The sequence below is a fragment of the Agromyces excoecariae genome (assembly GCF_051715505.1).
Taxonomy (GTDB): domain Bacteria; phylum Actinomycetota; class Actinomycetes; order Actinomycetales; family Microbacteriaceae; genus Agromyces.
Genome location: NZ_JBPSLA010000001.1, coordinates 462,784 through 481,934, shown reverse-complemented (window position 1 = coordinate 481,934; position 19,151 = coordinate 462,784). Strand labels below are relative to the sequence as shown.

Annotated in this window: 17 protein-coding genes; 8 read left to right on the top strand and 9 right to left on the bottom strand. The window is 71.7% G+C overall.

Going from position 1 to position 19,151, the window contains the following annotated elements:
• Nucleotides 1–49: 49 nt before the first annotated feature.
• The gene (locus ACSJD1_RS02230; RefSeq protein WP_438853683.1) at nucleotides 50–1,072 is read right to left on the bottom strand and encodes a DMT family transporter; all 1,023 of its coding nucleotides are present in this window, start codon (nucleotides 1,070–1,072) and stop codon (nucleotides 50–52) included.
• Between the two features lie 177 nt (nucleotides 1,073–1,249).
• Here ACSJD1_RS02230 and lpdA point away from each other — a divergent pair, with 177 nt between their 5' ends.
• Entirely contained in the window at nucleotides 1,250–2,650 is a 1,401-nt protein-coding gene (lpdA, locus tag ACSJD1_RS02225; RefSeq protein WP_438853682.1) for a dihydrolipoyl dehydrogenase, read from the top strand.
• Between the two features lie 123 nt (nucleotides 2,651–2,773).
• Here lpdA and ACSJD1_RS02220 read toward each other — a convergent pair whose 3' ends face one another.
• Entirely contained in the window at nucleotides 2,774–3,733 is a 960-nt protein-coding gene (locus ACSJD1_RS02220; RefSeq protein ID WP_438853681.1) for an acyltransferase family protein, read from the bottom strand.
• Between the two features lie 160 nt (nucleotides 3,734–3,893).
• Here ACSJD1_RS02220 and ACSJD1_RS02215 point away from each other — a divergent pair, with 160 nt between their 5' ends.
• Complete coding sequence (locus ACSJD1_RS02215; protein WP_438853680.1) at nucleotides 3,894–4,088, top strand: hypothetical protein; 195 nt, start codon at nucleotides 3,894–3,896, stop codon at nucleotides 4,086–4,088.
• Between the two features lie 411 nt (nucleotides 4,089–4,499).
• On the opposite strand, the gene ACSJD1_RS02210 is transcribed toward ACSJD1_RS02215, so the two are convergent.
• Together ACSJD1_RS02210 and ACSJD1_RS02205 are read right to left on the bottom strand one after the other, a co-directional pair.
• Nucleotides 4,500–6,113, bottom strand: coding sequence for a solute symporter family protein (locus ACSJD1_RS02210; RefSeq protein WP_438853679.1), 1,614 nt, complete (start codon nucleotides 6,111–6,113; stop codon nucleotides 4,500–4,502).
• Nucleotides 6,113–6,481, bottom strand: coding sequence for a DUF485 domain-containing protein (locus tag ACSJD1_RS02205; protein WP_438853678.1), 369 nt, complete (start codon nucleotides 6,479–6,481; stop codon nucleotides 6,113–6,115). The genes ACSJD1_RS02210 and ACSJD1_RS02205 overlap by 1 nt, the downstream gene beginning before the upstream one ends.
• 180 nt (nucleotides 6,482–6,661) lie before the next feature.
• Here ACSJD1_RS02205 and ACSJD1_RS02200 point away from each other — a divergent pair, with 180 nt between their 5' ends.
• From ACSJD1_RS02200 to ACSJD1_RS02185, 4 genes are all read left to right on the top strand, one after another.
• Complete coding sequence (locus ACSJD1_RS02200) at nucleotides 6,662–7,894, top strand: sensor histidine kinase (RefSeq protein WP_438853677.1); 1,233 nt, start codon at nucleotides 6,662–6,664, stop codon at nucleotides 7,892–7,894.
• The gene (locus tag ACSJD1_RS02195; protein ID WP_438853676.1) at nucleotides 7,891–8,628 is read left to right on the top strand and encodes a LytR/AlgR family response regulator transcription factor; all 738 of its coding nucleotides are present in this window, start codon (nucleotides 7,891–7,893) and stop codon (nucleotides 8,626–8,628) included. Before ACSJD1_RS02200 ends, ACSJD1_RS02195 begins: the two co-directional genes overlap by 4 nt.
• Before the next feature lie 65 nt (nucleotides 8,629–8,693).
• Nucleotides 8,694–9,062 carry a DUF485 domain-containing protein gene (locus ACSJD1_RS02190; RefSeq protein ID WP_438853675.1) on the top strand — a complete coding sequence of 123 codons (369 nt, stop codon included), beginning with the start codon at nucleotides 8,694–8,696 and terminating at the stop codon, nucleotides 9,060–9,062.
• Nucleotides 9,059–10,525, top strand: coding sequence for a sodium/solute symporter (locus ACSJD1_RS02185; RefSeq protein ID WP_438853674.1), 1,467 nt, complete (start codon nucleotides 9,059–9,061; stop codon nucleotides 10,523–10,525). The genes ACSJD1_RS02190 and ACSJD1_RS02185 overlap by 4 nt, the downstream gene beginning before the upstream one ends.
• A gap of 93 nt (nucleotides 10,526–10,618) precedes the next feature.
• Here ACSJD1_RS02185 and ACSJD1_RS02180 read toward each other — a convergent pair whose 3' ends face one another.
• The 5 genes from ACSJD1_RS02180 to ACSJD1_RS02160 form a co-directional block, all read right to left on the bottom strand.
• A complete protein-coding gene (locus tag ACSJD1_RS02180) occupies nucleotides 10,619–11,272 on the bottom strand; it encodes a GNAT family N-acetyltransferase (protein WP_438853673.1) in 654 nt (217 codons plus the stop codon).
• Between the two features lie 155 nt (nucleotides 11,273–11,427).
• Complete coding sequence (locus ACSJD1_RS02175) at nucleotides 11,428–12,714, bottom strand: adenylosuccinate synthase (protein WP_438853672.1); 1,287 nt, start codon at nucleotides 12,712–12,714, stop codon at nucleotides 11,428–11,430.
• A 1-nt stretch (nucleotide 12,715) separates the two neighbouring features.
• On the bottom strand, nucleotides 12,716–13,255 hold the full coding sequence (locus tag ACSJD1_RS02170; protein ID WP_438853671.1) for a DUF3151 family protein: 540 nt from the start codon (nucleotides 13,253–13,255) through the stop codon (nucleotides 12,716–12,718).
• 110 nt (nucleotides 13,256–13,365) lie between these two features.
• Nucleotides 13,366–14,133 (bottom strand): NAD(P)H-hydrate epimerase, encoded by a 768-nt coding sequence (locus ACSJD1_RS02165; protein WP_438853670.1) that lies wholly within the window; start codon nucleotides 14,131–14,133, stop codon nucleotides 13,366–13,368.
• A gap of 199 nt (nucleotides 14,134–14,332) precedes the next feature.
• Nucleotides 14,333–15,790 carry a S8 family peptidase gene (locus ACSJD1_RS02160; protein WP_438853669.1) on the bottom strand — a complete coding sequence of 486 codons (1,458 nt, stop codon included), beginning with the start codon at nucleotides 15,788–15,790 and terminating at the stop codon, nucleotides 14,333–14,335.
• A gap of 207 nt (nucleotides 15,791–15,997) precedes the next feature.
• Between ACSJD1_RS02160 and argG the strand changes: the two genes are divergently transcribed.
• Both argG and cls read left to right on the top strand, forming a co-directional pair.
• The gene (gene argG, locus ACSJD1_RS02155) at nucleotides 15,998–17,425 is read left to right on the top strand and encodes an argininosuccinate synthase (RefSeq protein WP_438853668.1); all 1,428 of its coding nucleotides are present in this window, start codon (nucleotides 15,998–16,000) and stop codon (nucleotides 17,423–17,425) included.
• Nucleotides 17,426–17,647: 222 nt separating this feature from the next.
• Nucleotides 17,648–19,123 (top strand): cardiolipin synthase, encoded by a 1,476-nt coding sequence (cls, locus tag ACSJD1_RS02150; protein WP_438853667.1) that lies wholly within the window; start codon nucleotides 17,648–17,650, stop codon nucleotides 19,121–19,123.
• Nucleotides 19,124–19,151: the final 28 nt, after the last annotated feature.

Here is a 19,151-nt window from a genome sequence, read left to right as displayed (position 1 = left end):
CCGGTCGGCGTCGGACCGGGCCGACCCGGCGGCCGCACGGCGGCGCGCGTCAGGGGGCGGTCGCCGAGCGGCGCGCGAGCGGCATCCGCACCCGCCCCTGGGCCAGCAGGATGCCCAGCATGACGACCAGCGCGCCGACGGGCTCGTTCCAGGAGAGCGGCTCGCCGAGCACGAGCACGCCGAGCACGACGCCGACCACGGGCGTGACGTAGGTGACGGTCGAGGCGTTCGTCGGGCCCCAGTCGCGGATCACGCCGATGTTCCAGACGTAGGCGAGTCCCGTGCCGAGGATGCCGAGGATCGCGAGGCACGCGACGATCGCGGCGTCGAGGCGCACCGGCCCGACCGCGAGCAGCGGCGTGAGGATCAGCATCACGGCGGCGCCCATGCCGACCTGCAGGAACGCGAACGTCGTCTGCGCGATCGGCAGGCCGCTCAGGAACTTGCGCGTGTAGCCGAACATGACGCCGTAGCAGGCCGTCGCGCCGAGGCAGGCGAGCTGGCCCGCGAGGCTGCCCGCGAGCTCGGAACGCCAGGGCGCGATGATGACGACGACGCCCGCGATGCCCACGAGCACGCCGAGCCAGCGCGATGCATCGAGCCGCTCGACGCGGAAGGCGAGCGTCGCGATGATCGCCGTCATGAGCGGCGTCGTCGCGTTGAGGATCGAGGCGAGGCTCGAGGTCACGCTCTGCTGCGCCCACGAGAACAGCAGGAACGGGATGACGCAGCCGAGGACCCCGATCACGAGGAAGTGCAGCCACACGACGGGCCGGCGCGGCAGCACCGGGCCGCCGCCGACGCGCGGCCGGGCGACGAGCACCACGAGGCCGAGCGTGAGTCCGCCGAGCACCGTGCGCGTCCATGCGACCTGGGTGAACGAGATGCCCGTGAGCGCCACGGCCATGAACAGGAAGCTCGCGCCCCAGACGAGTCCGGCCGCGAGGAACTGGGCCCAGGTGCGGATGCCGCCGCGGCGCGACGCGTTCGGGGCGGCCGCGCTCGGGGAGGCCGTGGCGGCGACGTCGACGGGGTCGGCGGCGGGTGCGCTGGAGGTGGTACGGGTGCTCACCGGATCACGGTACGTCGGCCGCCGCACCCCCGCGAGCCCTCCGGAACGCGATGTCCGGAACCCGCCGAACCTTGGCAGGCCCCGCTCGACGCATCGGGGTCGGCAGGCGCATCCCGACGCGCGCGCGGGCGCATCCGACCCGTGCCGATCCGGCGGCCCCCGCCTAGGCTGGGCGCCATGACCAGCCATTTCGACGTCATCGTCCTGGGCGCGGGTCCCGGCGGCTACGTGGCCGCCATCCGCGCCGCGCAGCTCGGCCGGAAGGTCGCCGTCATCGAGGAGAAGTACTGGGGCGGCGTGTGCCTGAACGTGGGCTGCATCCCCTCGAAGGCGCTCCTCCGCAACGCCGAGCTCGCGCACATCTTCCACGCGCAGGCCTCGACCTTCGGCATCTCGGGCGACGTGCACTTCGACTTCGGCGCGGCGTACGACCGCAGCCGACAGGTGTCGGAGAAGCACGTCAAGGGCGTGCACTTCCTCATGAAGAAGAACGGAATCACCGAGTTCGACGGCCGCGGCTCGTTCACCGGCCCGAACGGCATCGACGTCGCGAAGGGCGACGGCACGGTGGAATCGCTGACCTTCGACAACGCGATCATCGCGACCGGCTCGCGGGTGCGCCTGCTGCCGGGCGTCGAGCTCTCGGACAACGTCGTGACGTACGAGACGCAGATCCTGACGCGCGACCTGCCCGGCTCGATCGCGATCGTCGGCGCGGGCGCGATCGGCATGGAGTTCGCGTACGTGCTGCGCAACTACGGCGTCGAGGTCACGGTCGTCGAGTTCCTCGACCGCGCCCTGCCGAACGAGGACGCCGAGGTCTCGAAGGAGATCACCCGCCAGTACCGCAACCTCGGCATCCCGATCCTCACCTCCACGAAGGTCGAGACCGTCACCGACCAGGGCACCCAGGTCACGGTGACCTACACGGGCGCCGACGGCCAGCCCGGCTCGCTCGTCGTCGACAAGGTGCTCATGGCCGTGGGCTTCGCGCCGAACGTCGAGGGATTCGGTCTCGACGCGACCGGCGTGCAGCTCACCGAGCGCGGCGCCATCGCGATCGACGAGCGCATGCGCACGAACGTGCCACACATCTACGCGATCGGCGACGCGACCGCGAAGCTCATGCTCGCGCACGTCGCCGAGGCGCAGGGCGTCGTGGCCGCCGAGACCATCGCCGACGCCGAGACCATGGAGCTCGGCGACTACCGGATGATGCCCCGCGCGACGTTCTGCTCGCCGCAGGTCGCGTCGTTCGGGCTCACCGAGCAGCAGGCGCGCGACGAGGGCTACGACGTGATCACCGCGAAGTTCCCGTTCACCGCGAACGGCAAGGCGAACGGCCTCGGCGATCCGGTCGGCTTCGTGAAGCTCGTCGCCGACAAGACGCACTACGAGCTGCTCGGCGGCCACCTCATCGGCCCCGACGCCTCGGAGCTCCTGCCCGAGCTCACCCTCGCGCAGAAGTGGGACCTCGGCGCGCTCGAGCTCGCTCGCAACGTGCACACCCACCCGACGCTCTCGGAGGCGCTGCAGGAGGCGTTCCACGGCCTCACGGGCCACATGATCAACATGTAGGCCCTCTGGACTGCGGGCGATCTTGCCGTAGATCCCGGTTCAGGGCCGTGATCACTGCTCCTTGGAATGCGCGCGCCCATGGCTTCGCCGCCCTCCTTGCGGACTCCCCTGGCGGCGCGTCGCTCACCCGGGCGCACGCGTCCCGTGGGGCCCCGACCGGCGGGATCCCGTACGCGCTCCGAACGTGGCCCGCGACGCGCCTGTTGCGGGCCTTGCGAGTGGTGTGAAGCGGAGCCCGACGGCCACACCCCACGAGACGATGAGGACCACGGTCGCGACCGCCCAGGACGGCCACCCACGCGAGCCCACAACGTACAGCACCTGGGTGTGGAACAGGACGACCGCGATGCCCGCCCCCGCGATCGTGGACACGTCCCGCATCCGCCACCCGCGGAACATGCTGACCAGGCCCCAGCACACCAGCGACGACGCAACCACCCCGAGAACCGGTGTGCCGTAGTCGGCGAACTTCAGGTCGATGTTCCCCACCCATCCTGACGCGTTCAACACGACCCCCATCGCAAGGACGAGTGCACCCGCCCACGGCGACAGCTCGAACCTTGCCGCCGCCTGCCCGATGAGGACGAACACCAGCGCCGACACCGCGCCACCGATACTCACCGGCAACCCGCTCACCGCCTCAGGTGCGACCCACGCAGCGGCGAGTCCGACGATCGCGACCACCCATGCCACAACCGAGGGGAACCGCTCGAGCACCCGCAACAGCAGCGCCACCCAGAACAGGGCCGTCACGAACCAGAACGCGCCGAACATGCTCGACGCGTGCGTCCCGCCGAGGAGAGCACCCGTCACGGTGCCCCAGTTGAGGTGCCCGACCACCGACAGGACGGCCAATCCCGCGACGAGCCAGACCATGTAGGGCAACAGCAGCGAACGCGTGCGGGTGTCGAACTCGCGCCGCAGAGTGCGGCCGGACGTCCAGAAATAGCCCGAGAGAAAGAAGAACAGCGGGACGTGCCACAGATACACCCATTGGTGCGTGACGGGGCCATCGTAGACATGCGCAAGTACGACCGCGGTGATGCCGATGATCCGAAGGACGTCGATGCCGTGGTTGCGCACCCGACCCAGTCTGCCGCAAAGCGGAGAAGTGACCCCGCACCACCACCAAGCCAGGCCTACTGGACCTGGGGACTGGCATTTTCGTTGTGGTTGCGGGGAACGCGCCGCATGATCGATATCTGGGCCGGTTGAGCCGTCCGAACGGAGAGGGGTGGGTTGCATGAACGTCGTGCTCATGGTCGTCGGCGCGTTGCTGACGTTGACCGGCGTGATATGGACGCTGCAGGGCGTCGGGATCCTGCCCGGATCGGTGATGTCCGGGGTCACGATGTGGGCCGTGATCGGCCCGATCGTCGCGATCGGCGGCCTCGCGCTGCTCTGGGTCGGCCTCGCCCGCCGCCGCCGCTCGCGCTGAGCGCCGGCGGTACCGCACCGCACCGCACCGCACCGCACCGCACCGCGGGCGCATGCTGCGCGCGCTCGGGAGGAACTTCCCGCCGACACGCCGGCAACTCCGAGTGCCGAGCCCGCGTGTCCTCTGGAAGTTCCTCCCGAACGCATGGCGGGCCCGACTCGCGCATGGCGGGCCCGACTCGCGGATGGCGGGCCCGACATCGCGGGTGGTGAGCCCGGCGGCGTGCGGACGGCCGCGGACGGCCGGCGGTGCCGGCCGGCGCAGCGCAACGGGGGCGGATGCCGGGCCGTCGGCCCGAGGCATCCGCCCCCGTCGTGCCGGCGACGAGGTCGTGGGCAGGCGGTCCCACCCCGTCGCAGTCGTGTCCGGCGGCCGCCCCATCACCCCATCCCGGGGCGACCGCCGGAGCCTCTAGTGACTCACCGCCTTCTCGGCGCCGAGCCCGGTGAGCGAGCGGACCTCCATCTCGGCCTGCTTCTCGGGGCTCTCGACCGTCTTGTCGAAGACGCTCACGATCCAGCCGAGGAGGAACGCCAGCGGGATCGAGATGATGCCGGGGTTCGAGAGCGGGAAGATCGCGAAGTCGATCGCCTCGGTCTTCAGCATCGACGTCTCGGAGCCCGAGACGACCGGCGAGAAGATGATGAGCACGATCGCCGAGATGAGTCCGCCGTACATGCTCCAGAGGGCGCCCTTGGTGGTGAACCCCTTCCAGAACAGCGAGTAGACGATCGTCGGAAGGTTCGCCGACGCGGCCACCGCGAATGCGAGCGCCACGAGGAACGCCACGTTCTGGCCGTTCGCCCCGATGCCGCCGATGATCGCGACGACGCCGATGATGACGACCGTGCGACGGGCGACCTTGACCTCGGCGCCCGGCTCGGGCTTGCCCTTCTTCACGACCGACGCGTAGATGTCGTGCGCGAACGAGGCCGCCGCGGTGATCGTGAGCCCGGCGACGACCGCGAGGATCGTCGCGAACGCGATCGCGGAGATCAGGCCGAGGAGGACCGGACCGCCGAGGGCGAACGCCAGCAGCGGGGCCGCCGAGTTCGGGCCGCCGGGCGCGCCGGCGATGACCGACGGGCCGACGAGGGCCGCGGCGCCGTAGCCGAGCACGAGCGTGAAGACGTAGAAGATGCCGATGAGCCAGATCGCCCAGACGACCGATTTGCGCGCCTCCTTGGCGGTCGGGACCGTGTAGAAGCGCATGAGCACGTGCGGGAGGGCGGCGGTGCCGAGCACGAGCGCGAGCCCGAGCGACATGAAGTCGATCTTGCTGACCTCGGAGACGCCGTACTTGAGGCCCGGGTCGAGGATCGCGGGGTTCTCCGCCACGGCGACGGCCTTGTCGAGCAGCGCCGAGAAGTCGAAGCCGTTGAGCGCGAGCACCCAGACCGTCATGACGCCGGCGCCCGCGATGAGCAGCACGGCCTTGATGATCTGCACCCAGGTGGTGCCCTTCATGCCGCCGACGAGCACGTAGAGGATCATGAGCGCGCCGACCACCGTGATGACGACGGCCTGGCCGACCTGGTCGCCGACGCCGAGCAGCAGCGACACGAGGCCGCCGGCGCCCGCCATCTGGGCCAGCAGGTAGAAGAAGCAGACGACGAGCGTCGTCGTCGCCGCCGCGATGCGGACGGGTCGCTGCTTCAGCCGGAACGAGAGCACGTCGGCCATCGTGAACTTGCCGGTGTTGCGGAGGAGCTCGGCGACGAGCAGGAGCGCGACGAGCCAGGCCACGAGGAAGCCGATCGAGTAGAGGAACCCGTCGTAGCCGTTCAGCGCAATCGCCCCGACGATGCCGAGGAAGGATGCCGCCGACAGGTAGTCGCCCGCGATGGCCGAACCGTTCTGGCCGCCCGTGAACGACCGACCGGCCGCGTAGTAGTCGGCCGCGGTCTTGTTGTTCCGGCTCGCACGGAACACGATCACCATGGTGATCGCGACGAACGCGCCGAAGATGCCGATGTTGAGCCAGGGGTTGCCGGGCGAACTGGTCGCCGCTTCGAGGTGGAACATCAGCGCGCCACCCCCTCGGTCTCGAAGTCGCCCGACTCGATCTCGGTGCGGATCTTCTCCGAACGCGGGTCGAGGTGCTTGTTGGCGTAGTGGACGTACCACATCGTCACGGCGAAGGTGGTGACCACCTGTGCCAGGCCGAGGACCATCGCCACGTTCACGCTGCCGAACACGCGCGTCGACATGAAGTCGTGCGCGTAGACGGCGAGCAGCACGTAGGCGAAGTACCAGACCAGGCACGCCGTGAGGACGGGGAACACGAAACTGCGGTGGGTCTTGCGGAGCTCCTGGAACTCCGGGGATTGCTGCACGGCGGGATAGTCGACGTGACTCAGGTCGACGTCCGCACTCAGGGCTTCGTTGCCCATGGCGTCTCTCCTTCGAGGGGTCGCGGCCGGGGCAGGCCCCGCGCCGCTGCGGTCGCATTGCGTCCATGCTGACCGCGCGGATGCCGCGCCGGGGGGCCCGACCGCTCGTCGTCGGCGAACGGCGCCGACGGTGCGACGAACGGCACGGGGCGACGACGAACGACGGCTACAGTCACATGCATGCCCGAGTCGATGCTGCTCGCCGCCGCTGCCGGCGTCGTCGCGGGTGCGCTCGCGGTGGGCGTCGTCGTGCTGCTGCGTCGACTCGCGGTGCAGTCCAAGGAGCTCGGCACCGACGCCGAGCGGGCGACGTACCAGACGCTCCACCTGGCATCCCGCGCCGCGAAGCACCTGCGCGGCGACATGACCGAGGCGGATGCCGCGCGCGCCGCGCGCAACCTCAGGTCGATGCTCGGCGCCGACACGGTCGCGCTCGTGATGACGGGCGGACCGGTCGCGGTCGACGGCGACGAGACACTCGTCTCGGTGGCCGAGCGGCTCGCCGACGAGGCCGTCGGGGCCGGCCGGACGCAGGTCGAGCGCAGCGTCCGCACGCCGTCGGGCGAGACGGATGCCGCGGCCGCGCCGATCCTCGCCGACGGCGTCGCGGTCGGTGCGGTCGTCGCCTTCGCGGGGCGCGTGCGCGCGGGACTCGTCCGCGCGACGGGCGAGGTCGCCGAATGGGTCGCCGCGCAGGTCGAGCTCGGCGAACTCGACGCGTCGCGCGCGGCGCTCGCCGAACTCGAGGTGCGCGCGCTGCGCGCGCAGATCAGCCCGCACTTCATCTACAACTCGCTGAACGCGATCGCGTCGTTCATCAACACCGACCCGGCGAAGGCGCGGGAGCTCGTGCTCGAGTTCGCCGACTTCACGCGCTACTCGTTCCGCCGGCACGGCGACTTCACGACCGTGGCCGAGGAGCTGCGCTCGATCGACTCCTACCTGAAGCTCGAGCGGGCGCGGTTCGGCGACCGGCTGAAGGTGACGCTGCAGATCGCACCCGAGGTGCTCTCGACCGTCATCCCGTTCCTGTCGATCCAGCCGCTCGTCGAGAACGCGGTGCGGCACGGGCTCGAGGCGAAGGAGGGAGGCGGCCGCATCACCATCACCGCGGAGGACCGCGGCGCGGTCGCCGAGATCACGGTCGACGACGACGGCGTCGGCATCGACCCCGAGGTCGCCGCGCAGGTGCTCGCCGGCGGCACCCCGGGCGAGCACGTGGGACTCCGCAACGTCGACGCCCGCCTGCGACAGGTGTACGGCGACGAGCACGGGCTCGTCGTGGAGACGAACGTCGGGGCGGGCACGCTGGTCCGCATGAGCGTGCCGAAGTCTCAGCCGGGCCGCTCCGTGGCATCCGTCGACGCCCGCGCGGGCCGAACCGCCGAGCCGGATGGAAGACTGGTTCCGTGATCTCGGTCCTCATCGCCGACGACGAGCAGCCCGCGGTGGACGAGCTCGCGTTCCTGCTCGGCCAGGACCCGCGGGTCGGCACGATCCATCGCGCGACGTCGGGTGCCGAGGCGATCCGCATCCTCACGCGCGAGCCCGTCGACGCGGCCTTCCTCGACATCCACATGCCCGGCCTGTCGGGCTTCGACCTCGCCCGCGCGCTGCAGCGCTTCGAGCACAAGCCCGCATTCGTGTTCGTGACGGCCGACGAGGAGGGCGCGCTCGAGGCGTTCGACCTCGCCGCCGTCGACTACCTGCTGAAGCCCGTGCGCACCGAGCGGCTGCACCGGTCGGTCACGCGCGTCGTCGAGTCGATGGGCCAGGGGCAGGCGACGGATGCCGCGCCCGCGCGCCCCGAGATGATCGCCGTGACCCTCGGCGGGACGACCCGGATGATCCGCCGCGACGACGTCCGGTACGTCCAGGCGCAGGGCGACTACGCGCGGCTCCACACCGACGAGGCGAGCTACCTCGTCCGCGTGCCGATGTCCGACCTGGAGCGGCAGTGGGCGGACGCCGGCTTCGTCCGCGTGCACCGGTCGTACCTCGTCGCGCTCCCCCACGTCACGCGGGTCCGGCTCGGCGGCGAGCGACCGACGGTCCTGGTCGGCCAGGCCGAACTGCCGGTCAGCAGGCGGTTGCTGCCCGGGCTCCGCGAGCGACTCGAGGCGGCCACGCCGCGGGCGCGGCCGTGAGCGACGAGGCGCCGGGGGGCACCGGCTCCGGGTCCGGCTCCGGGCAGCCGCCCCCGCCACCCCGCGTGCGGGTCACCGCACCGCGCAACGGCCACGCCGCGGCATCCGACCGCCGCCCGGCGGCGCGCACGCGCGGACCGGACACCGACACCGGTCCGACCGACATCCAGTCGGTCTACGTGCGCTCGCTGATCCGGTCGCAGCTGCGCCTCGGGCTGATCTGCGCGGGCGGGTTCGTGCTCGCGACGTTCGCGTTCGTCGGGGTCGTGGTCTTCGCGCCCGCGCTCGACGGCGCATTCGTCGCGGGCGTGCCCGCCTCGTGGCTGCTCCTCGGATTCGGGGTCTACCCGCTCGCGATCAGCGTCGCGGCGCTCTACGTGCGCGCGGCGTCGCGCAACGAGGCCCGCTACCGCTCGCTCGCGGAGGATGCGTGAGCCCCGCGATCGGCTACGCGGCGATCGTCGCCGTCGCCCTCGTGTCGGTGCTCATCGGGTTCTACGGGCTGCGCATCTCGCGCACCACGAGCGACTTCTACGTCGCGAGTCGAACGGTGCGCCCGTGGTGGAACGCGTCGGCGATCGGCGGCGAGTACCTCTCGGCGGCGTCCTTCCTCGGCATCGCCGGGCTGATCCTGCTGACCGGCTCGGGCGGCATGTGGTTCCCGATCGGCTACACCGCCGGCTACCTCATGCTGCTCCTGTTCGTCGCCGCACCGCTGCGCCGCTCGGGCGCGTACACGATCCCCGACTTCACCGAGGCCCGGCTGGAATCGGTGGCGGTGCGCCGGGTCACGAGCGTGCTCGTCGTCGTCATCGGATGGCTCTACATCGTTCCGCAGCTGCAGGGCGCCGCGTTGACCGTGCGGATCACCACGGGGCTGCCGAGCTGGGTCGGCTCGCTCGCCGTGGCCGCACTCGTCGCCGTCGTCGTCGCGTCGGGCGGGATGCGCTCGATCACGTTCGTGCAGGCGTTCCAGTTCTGGCTGAAGCTCGCGGCGATCGGGGTGCCCGTCATCGCGCTGCTCATCGTCACCGGGGCCGTCGAGCCCGAGCTCGCGCCCGCGCAGGCGTTCCCGGCCGCCGACGGCCCCGGCGCGCTCGACGCGTACCGCACCGTTTCGCTCATGGTCGCGCTGCTGCTCGGCACGCTCGGACTCCCCCACGTGCTCGTGCGCTTCTACACGAACCCGGACGGCCCCGCCGCGCGTCGCACGACCGTCATCGTGCTGGTGCTGCTGTCGGTGTTCTACGCGTTCCCGACGCTGTTCGGACTGCTCGGACGCGCCTTCGCACCCGACCTCGCGACGGCGGGCGACGCCGACGCGCTCGTGCTCGTGCTTCCCGACCGCCTGCTGCCGGGGGTGTGGGGCGACCTGCTCACCGCCCTCGTGATCGGCGGCGCGTTCGCCGCATTCCTCTCGACCTCGTCGGGGCTCGTCGTCTCGGTCGCGGGCGTCATCTCGCAGGACCTGCTCGGCGGCAGCGTCCGGGGCTTCCGCATCGCGGCGTTCGCCTCGACGGCCGTGCCGCTCGTGGTCGCGTTCGCGACCGAGCCGGCCGGACTCGCGGGCAGCGTCGGGCTCGTCTTCGCGTTCACGGCGTCGACGCTCTGCCCGGTGCTCCTCCTCGGCATCTGGTGGCGCGGACTCACCGCGCGGGGCGCCATCGCGGGCATGGCCACGGGCGCGTCGCTCTCGGGGGCGGCGATCCTCGGCGGCGCCGTCATCACGGCGGCGGCGCCCGGCATCCGCCCCCTCATCGAGCAGCCGGCCGCCTGGACGGTGCCGATCGCGGTGCTCGTGACCGTGCTCGTCTCGCGGGCCGACCGGCGACGGATGCCGCGCGGTACCGACGCGTTCCTCGCACGCCTGCACCTGCCCGAGCGCGATCGCGGCTGAGCGAGCCGCCCGGCCGGAGGCTTCGACGTCGCATCCGCCCGCTCGTTACGTCTCGCGCAGCGCCACGCTGTCGACGACCCGGCGTTCGCGCGCCTACTCGCCCGACCCGCGCGAGCCGAGCGTCACCGCGCGATCGCCCCATGCGGCGAGCCGCTCCTCGAGCCCCGCACGCACCGCGGGCCAGTGGTCGACGAGGATCGCGTACACCGCCGTGTCGCGCCAGGTTCCGTCGGGGCGGCGCATCGCGCGGCGGTGGATGCCCTCGAAGCTCGCGCCGAGTTTCTCGATCGCGGCCCGCGAGCGCGCGTTGACGGCATCCGCCTGCAGCTTCACGCGGCCGAAGCCGTGGTCGAATGCGAGGCCGAGCATGAGCAGCTTGACCTCGGGGTTCACCGCGGTGCCCCACACCCGCGGGTCGAACCCGGTCCAGCCGATGTGGGCCGACTCGTTCGGCAGGTCGAGGTCGCCGAACTTCGTCGCGCCGACGATGGCGCCGTCGTCGGGGCCGCCGCGCAGGCGCACCGCGAACGGGATCGCGTCGAGGGCCGGCGTGTAGGAGGCGCGGGCGAACGCCTCGAACCCCGCGTCGTCGGCCGGGAGTCCGGACGGGCCGCCGCCGAACCCGCCGGCGAAGACCTCGGGCCGTCCGATCGCCTCACGCAGCGCCGGGAGGTCGAGCTCGCCGAGCGGGGTGAGCGCGACGTTGCGGCCTTCGAGCGTGTGGACGAGCGGACGGCGGGCTGGCACCGGCCCAGTCTGGCACGGTCGGCGGCGCGGTCTCCTCGTGCACTTCGGGAGGAGGAATTCCCCGACGCGCCGAGGCGGGCGGACGCCGCCGCGGCGTGTCGTCCGGAAGTTCCTCCCGTGCGGGCGAGTCGGGCGAGCCGGTCGAGTCGGTCGAGCTAGTCGAGCAGGTCGTGCAGCTGCACGATCTCGTCGCGACCGGGGCCGACGCCGATCGCCGAGATGCGGGCGCCCGACATCGCCTCGAGCTCTCGCACGTAGCTCTGCGCGTTCGGCGGCAGGTCCTCGAAGGACCGCGCTGCCGAGATATCCTCGGTCCAGCCCGGGAACTCCTCGTAGACGGGCTTGGCGTGGTGGAAGTCGGACTGCGAGACCGGAACCTCCTCCATGATCACGCCGTCGACGTCGTAGGCGACCGCGACCGGGATGCGGTCGATGCCGGTGAGCACGTCGAGCTTGGTGAGCACGAAGTCGGTCACGCCGTTGATGCGGGCGGTGTAGCGCGCGATCGGCGCGTCGTACCAGCCGGTGCGGCGGCGACGGCCGGTCGTGGTGCCGAACTCGTGGCCCTTGTCGGCGAGGAACTCGCCCCACTCGTCGAAGAGCTCGGTCGGGAACGGACCCGAGCCGACGCGGGTCGTGTACGCCTTGACGATGCCGATCACGCGGTCGATGCGATTCGGAGCGACGCCCGACCCGGTGACCGCTCCGCCCGAGGTCGCGTTCGATGACGTCACGAACGGGTACGTGCCGTGGTCGACATCGAGCATGGTGGCCTGGCCGCCCTCGAAGAGCACGGTCTCGCCGGCCTCGAGTGCCCGGTGCAGCAGCAGCGACGTGTCGGTGACCATCGGGCGCAGCCGGTCGACGTAGCCGAGCAGGTCGTCGACGATCTCGTCGACGCCGATCGCGCGGCGGTTGTAGACCTTCACGAGGAGGTGGTTCTTCTGGTCGAGCGCGCCCTCGACCTTCTGCCGGAGGATGTTCTCGTCGAAGAGGTCCTGCATGCGGATGCCGACGCGGTTGATCTTGTCGGCATAGCTCGGCCCGATGCCACGACCGGTCGTGCCGATCTGGCGCTTGCCGAGGAAGCGCTCGGTCACCTTGTCGAGCGTTCGGTGGTACTGCGTGATGACGTGCGCGTTCGCCGAGATCTTCAGCTGCGACGTGTCGACGCCACGCGATTCGAGCCCCTCGATCTCCTCGAAGAGCACCTCGATGTCGACGACCACGCCGTTCGCGATCACCGGCGTGACGCCGGGCGTGAGGATGCCGGAGGGCAGCAGGTGCAGGGCGTACTTCTCGTCGCCGACGACGACGGTGTGCCCCGCGTTGTTGCCGCCGTTGAACTTCACGACGTAGTCGAGGCGCGAGGAGAGCAGGTCGGTCGCCTTGCCCTTGCCCTCGTCGCCCCACTGTGCTCCGATCAGCACGACCGCGGGCATGTCAGTCCTCTCGTGCCGCACCCGGCGCGGCGGATTCGTCGGACGGGTCGCCATCCGTCGCCTCGGGCGACGGCAGGGGCGGCAGGGGATCCGTGATGACGCTGATGACCTGCGTGGGCGTGAACTCGGAGGCGATCCGCGCGGGCGCCTCGGCGTCGGCGCCCTCGAGGTCGGATGCGGCGCGCGCGGCGCGGCCGTCGAGCCCGAGTCGAGCTGCGGCGCGACGTTCGGCATCGAGTGCGCGCAGGTAGGCCCGGTTCGACTCCGTCGACCAGGGCACGGGCGAGCCGGCCTGCCATCCGGATGCCTCGAGCGATCCGCGCGCGAGGTCGACGGCGACGACGGCGTAGGCGAACGCGTCGAGCGCACGGCCCTCGGAGTCGGCGAGGTCGGCGAGTTCGGCCCACGCGAGGGGCGACGACGGGTGGTCGGCGACGACTCCGGCGACCGACGCCCGGTCGGCTTCGCCCAGCGCGCGCCTGACCTCTGGTTCGTCGGCGAGCACCGCCTCGGCCTCCGCTGGGGTCTGTTCCTGAGTCACACTCAACCGTAACGCATGGGGTTCCGGCGGCTCGGGAGGGCGTCGCCGGCATCGGAGCGGGCGTCAGCGTCAGCGCTGATCCCGCCGCCGGCCGCCCCGGACGACGGGGATCAGCCCCGCACCGCTGGCGCCGCCCCGGCGAGCGCGGGCCCGAGACCCAGGTCGACGAGCACCACCCGCCCCGCCAGTTCCACCGCCGGCCCGCGCAGCAGCCCGGCCTTCACGGCGCCCATGGTCACGGTCACGTCGGCGGGCAGCACGGTCGGGTCGGGCACGCTCCCGTCGTCCGGCGAGATCCCGCTCGGCAGGTCGACCGCGACGACGAGCGGATGCCGCGTGCCGTGCCCCGCGCGCGCGACCCAGTCGGGCCCGAGCACGGCGCGCACGCGCGCCACGACCTCGCGCGCCGTTCCCCGCAGCGCGGGGCTCGCGGCCGCGCCGATGCCGAGGATCCCGTCGACCAGCACGTCTGCTGCGCCGACGACCTCGTCGAACTCGATCGGATCGCCGGAGAGCCCGGGGTCGAGGTCGCGTGCGCCCGCGGCGTGCGCCGCATCCGCACCTGCCGCGTGCACGCGCGAGCCCACTGCGACGATCCGCACGTCCGCCCCGCGCGCGGCGAGATGGGCGCCCGCGAAGAGCGCATCGCCGCCGTTGTCGCCGGACCCGGCGATGACGATCACGACCGGACGTTCGCCCCCGCGGGTCCCGTGCGCCTCGGCCAGCAGTCGCGATACCTCGTCGGCGAGCGCCTCGGCGGCACGTCGCATGAGCGGTCGACCCGCCGCGAGGAGCGGGCGCTCGGCCGCGCGGACCTGCTCCGCCGTGTAGCCGTCGCGCGGCGACGGCCCGTCCGCTCGGGGTTCGGCTGCGCTCACGTGCCGAGCCTACGCCGAGGCATCCGCCCTGGCAGCGGACCGCTTCCCGGGACCACCCGGCCGCCCGATCATCACCGTCGCGGCACGACATCGGACGGGTTCGCGACGCGCCCGGGCCCGCGGCTCGGCGGGAGCGCCCGGACACGCGAGAGGGGCCGGGCCCGAAGGCCCGACCCCTCACGGTCGATCGCTCAGCGCGTCACTGGACGACGTTGAACGCGTTGACGTTGCCGGCTCCGTAGAAGCCGTTGCGCTCGCCGCCCGTGCAGGTCGCGGGGTAGCCCGGGCGCGGCTCGTAGACGCCGTCCGGGCACTCCAGCGCGGTCGCCGTGCGCTCGAGGAACGACGCGAGCTGGCCGACCTTCATGTCGGGGTGCGCCGAGATCGCGAGCGCCGCGACGCCGGCCGCGTGCGGGCCGGCCATCGAGGTGCCCTGCTTGAAGCCCCAGCCGTCGCCGGTGACGGGGCTCCACGTGGCGGAGAGCACCGCGTCGGTGATCGTCGACATCGCGCCGTTGGTGCGGAAGCGCGTGTCGCCGCCCGGGGCGGTGACGTCGACGACGCCCTGGCCGTACGAGGAGTAGTAGCTCTTCGCCTCGGTCGGGCCGACGGCGGAGACGGTCACGACGCCCGGCGCCTCGGCGGGCAGGTCACGGCACGCCCCGGTGATGGTGCGGTCCTCGACGGGGTAGCTGCCGTCGTTCGGGCTGCCCGAGTCGATGAACTTGTGCTGCAGGTCGACGTTGCTGTTGCCGGCCGACGCGACGGTCAGCGTGCCCTTCGACTGCGAGTAGCTCAGCGCGCGCTGCACGGCCTGCCAGACGGGGCGCTGCCGCGGGTCGTTCACGCAGTTGAACTCCCACGGGTCGATGTAGTAGCTGTTGTTCGTCACCGGCATGCCGTGGTCGGCCGCCCAGAGGTACCCGCAGATCGCGGCCTCGGGGAAGATGTAGCCGTCGTCGTTCACGACCTTGACCGAGGCGACCTTCACGCCGGGCGCGACGCCCGCGATGCCGACGCCGTTGATCGCCGCGGCGATGGTGCCGGCGACGTGCGTGCCGTGGTCGGAGGTCGTCGGGTTCCACGCGGCGACGCTCTGGTCGACCACTCCGCCGAGGCACGAGGCGCTCTGGGCGAAGTCGATCTGCGACGCCAGGTCGGGGTGGGTCGACGAGATGCCCGAGTCGAGCACGCCGACGACGACCGACGAGTCACCCGTCGTGATCGCGTGCGCCTGCGGGACGTCGATCTGCTCCATGTCCCACTGGTAGCTCCAGTAGGGCTCCGCGGTCGGGTCGCCGGTCGCCTCGAGGGTCGACTCGTCGAGCGCGGCGACGGTCTCGTCGTCGATCAGCTCGGTGCCGAGCCCGTCGGTCGAGGCGACCGACTGCACGCCGGAGCCCTTGACCGCGGTCTCGAACGCGGTGTTCGTCGACGATGCGACGAGCACGCCGATCTGGTCGTAGCTGGCGACGACCGTGCCGCCGGCTGCCGCGACGCGCTTGGCCGCGGCCTTCGTGTTCGCGCCCTGGGGTGCGAGCACGAGGTAGGTGCTCTCCGGGCCGACCGCGGCGGCGGGGACGGCGGCTGCCGTCCCGACCAGGCCCACGGCCAGGGCGACGGCGGATGCCGCGCCGATCACCTTGTGGTTCCTCATCCTGTCTCCGTTCGATGTGCGTGGAGTGGTGCACCGACGGCAGCATGGGCCGTCGGACCGGCGTGTCCAGTGGATGCGACGATCGGCGGCGAGGGTGTAGGGCCGCGCTGCCGGTCCGGCGAGCCTATCGGCGACCCCCGTCCAGGGGATAGCCCTTGCCCGTCGGCGCGTCGTCGCGCGCGCACACGCGCAAGTAGGCTTGTCGGCATGTCGAAAGTCCTCTCGAGCCTTCCCGTCGGCGAACGCGTCGGCATCGCCTTCTCCGGGGGTCTCGACACCTCCGTGGCGGTCGCCTGGATGCGCGAGAAGGGCGCCGTGCCCTGCACGTACACCGCCGACCTCGGCCAGCCCGACGAGCCCGACGTCGAGGCCGTGCCCGGCCGCGCGCTCGAGTACGGCGCCGAGATCAGCCGGCTGGTCGACGTGAAGACCGCACTCGTGGAGGAGGGGCTCGTCGCGCTGCAGTGCGGCGCGTTCCACATCCGCTCCGGCGGCAGGACGTACTTCAACACGACGCCGCTCGGCCGGGCGGTCACGGGCACCATGCTCGTCCGCGCGATGATGGAGGACGGCGTCGACATCTGGGGCGACGGCTCGACCTACAAGGGCAACGACATCGAGCGGTTCTACCGCTACGGCCTCATGGCCAACCCCCGCCTGCGCATCTACAAGCCGTGGCTCGACAGCGCCTTCGTCACGGAACTCGGCGGGCGCACGGAGATGAGCGAGTGGATGCAGGCGCGTGACCTGCCCTACCGCGCCTCGGTCGAGAAGGCCTACTCGACCGACGCCAACATCTGGGGCGCCACGCACGAGGCGAAGAAGCTCGAGGACCTCGATGCGGGCGTCACGATCGTCGAGCCCATCATGGGCGTCCGATTCTGGGACGAGTCGGTCGCGATCGCGGCCGAGGACGTCTCGGTGCGCTACGAGCAGGGCCGCCCCGTGGCGCTCAACGGCGTCGAGTTCGACGACCCGGTCGAGCTGGTGCTCGAGGCCAACCGCATCGGCGGCCGTCACGGCCTCGGCATGAGCGACCAGATCGAGAACCGCATCATCGAGGCGAAGTCCCGCGGCATCTACGAGGCGCCGGGCATGGCGCTGCTGCACATCACGTACGAGCGCCTGCTCAACGCCGTGCACAACGAGGACACGGTCGCGAACTACCACAACGAGGGCCGCCGCCTCGGGCGACTGATGTACGAGGGCCGCTGGCTCGACCCGCAGTCGCTCATGCTCCGCGAGTCGATCGTGAAGTGGGTCGCGTCGGCCGTGACCGGCGAGGTCACGCTGCGCCTGCGCCGCGGCGACGACTACACGCTCCTGAACACGACGGGCCCCGCGCTCAGCTACCACCCCGACAAGCTCTCGATGGAGCGCGTCGGCGACCAGGCGTTCGGCCCCGAGGACCGCATCGGGCAGCTCACGATGCGCAACCTCGACATCGCCGACTCGCGGGCGCGCCTCGAACAGTACGCCTCGCTCGGCATCGTGGGCGGTGCGACCGCGCAGCTCGTGGGCGAGATCGCCTCGGGCCAGGCCGCGCAGATCGCGGCCGGCGAGGCCGAGACCGCGCTCGATGCGGCGACGGATGCCGCGAACGAGGCGGCCGCGTTCGACCTCGGCACCGACTGACCCGCGTCGCGCACGACGACCCCCGCATCATTCCGAGATGCGGGGGTCGCGTCGTTCCGGCCGTCGCCTCCGACCTCCGCACCGCCCGACCTCCGGCTCTCGCGCGCGGGCCCTCCTCGGTGCCATACTCGGCGACATCCGCGCGCGGCGGCGACGCTGCGCGCTCGCGACCGCTCGGGAGGCTGCGATGCACGATCTGATCGACCGACGGGGCGACCGGAGATGAGCGGCGGCGAATGGGCCGCGGTCGTCGGCGGTCTCGTGATCCTCCTCGACCTGGCGATCCGCATCACGGCACTCATCATCATCCCGCGCGACCGCAAGCCGACGGCGGCGATGGCGTGGCTGCTGGCGATCTTCCTGATCCCGTTCGTCGGCATCCTGCTGTACCTGCTCATCGGCAACATCCGGTTGCCGAAGCAGCGGATGGCGCGGCAGCAGGAGGCGGATCGGATGATCGCCGAGCGGGCCGACCGCGTCGACCTCGTCGCCGACCACGACGCCTGGCCGGCCTGGTTCGACTCGGCGGTCGCGCAGAACCGACGGCTCACCGGCCTTCCCGCGACCTCCGGCAACCGGGCGACCCTGATCGACGACTACCAGGGCTCGATCGACGCGATGGCGGCCGACATCGCCACCGCGACGCGCTTCGTCCACGTCGAGTTCTTCATCGTGGCGTTCGACGAGACGACGCGCGGGTTCTTCTCGGCCATGGAGGAGGCGGTACGCCGGGGCGTCCGGGTGCGGCTGCTCATGGACCACATCGCCTCGTCGAAGGTCCCGCTGCACAAGGCGACCGTCGCCGAGCTCGACCGGATCGGGGTCGAGTGGCACTACCTGCTGCCGGTGAGGCCGTTCAAGGGCGACTGGCAGCGTCCGGACCTGCGCAACCACCGGAAGATCGTGGTCGTCGACGGGATGGTCGGCCACGCGGGTTCGCAGAACCTGATCGACCGCAGCTACGACTCGCCGAAGAACCTCAAGCGCGGCCTGATGTGGCAGGAGCTCGTGGCCCGCATCACGGGCCCCGCGGTCGCCGAGCTCAACGCGGTCTTCCGCTCCGACTGGTACGCCGAGACCGGCGAGATCCTCGGGGACGACGCGAACGTGCCCGCCACCGAGCTGCCGATCGACACGTCATCCGAGGCGCTCGACTGCCAGGTCGTGCCGAGCGGTCCGGCCTTCGAGAGCGAGAACAACCTCCGGCAGTTCCTCACGCTGGTGAGCGCGGCCCAGGAGCGCGTCATCATCACGAGCCCGTACTTCGTGCCCGACGAGGCGATGGTCTACGCGATCACGTCCGCGAAGCTGCGGGGGCTCGACGTGCAGCTGTTCGTGTCGGAGATCGGCGACCAGGGCGGGGTGTGGCACGCGCAGCGCTCGTACTACCGGGCGCTCCTCACGGCGGGCGTTCGGATCTGGCTGTACCCGGGCCCGTACATCCTGCACGCCAAGCACCTCTCGATCGACGACGACGTCGCCGTCATCGGCTCGAGCAACATGGACATCCGGTCGTTCGCCCTGAACTTCGAGGTGACGGTGCTCGTGCGCGGCGCCTCGTTCGTGGCCGACATGCGCGCGGTGGAGGCGAAGTACCGGGAGCTCGGGCGCGAGTTGACGCTCGAGGAATGGAACCGCGAGCCGGCGACGGCGACGTTCCTGGACGGCATCGCGCGGCTCACCTCGGCGCTGCAGTAGACGCCGGGTGCCGGTGGCGCGGGTCGCA